The 759-nt window shown below is 52.8% G+C and carries 1 protein-coding gene; it reads right to left on the bottom strand.

Annotated elements, in window-relative coordinates; translation table 11 throughout:
• Positions 1-231: 231 nt before the first annotated feature.
• Positions 232-690, bottom strand: coding sequence for an IS110 family RNA-guided transposase (locus J4E70_RS19230; protein WP_425516558.1), 459 nt, complete (start codon positions 688-690; stop codon positions 232-234).
• Positions 691-759 lie beyond the last annotated feature (69 nt).

The following is a 759-nucleotide window of genomic DNA, read 5'->3' on the forward strand; positions in this document are numbered from 1 at the left end:
CCTTTTTGCAAGTACAATTTTGTGCTTGGCGTTTTGTCAGAAGCAGTCTTGTGTTCGGCCTCTTAGCGCGACGCACATGGCCGCTGGCCCTGATGGTTTCCACCAACCAAGTCCCATTCCGCACATCGAACAGCAAGCGTTCAGGACAAAGCACGGGGCCTCTTGGTTTTAGGGCTGACAAAGTTCCATCACTTCATTGGTCTTGCATACTCTTGTTTCAGGTCGTTGAGTTCAAACGATCCTCACTTTGTAGCGCTCATTTCGCATCAGCACGGCCCAGATCATACGGGCGGTTTTGTTGGCCATGGCAATTGCGGCCACTCTGCTTGGCTTGCGTGATAGGATGTCTGCAAACCACGGATCAAACTTTTTTGGCTCCGACCTGATCGACCGAATGCGGGACGTCATGCCCAGGACCAACAAACGGCGTATGTATTGATCTCCTATCTTCGAGATGTGGCCTATGCGTCTTTTCCCACCACTTGATTTGTTAAGCGGTGTCAGCCCCAACCAGGCGGCAAACTCTCTGCCATTGTTGAACTGCTTGCCGCTGCCGACCGTGGCAACAATTGCTGACGCTGTGATCGGGCCGACGCCGGGTATCGTTCGCAACAGTGCAACGCGTTTCTCCCGCTTGGCAATCTGCGTCATATGCCGCGAATGGCGCAAAATCTTCGTATGTAGGAACAACAGCTGATCGCAAAGATCGAAGATGACCTCTTCTGCATCCGTTGGCAGTTCAGGCAGGTCTCCATTCGC

This window comes from Pseudohalocynthiibacter aestuariivivens, assembly GCF_018457175.1.
GTDB lineage: Bacteria > Pseudomonadota > Alphaproteobacteria > Rhodobacterales > Rhodobacteraceae > Pseudohalocynthiibacter > Pseudohalocynthiibacter aestuariivivens.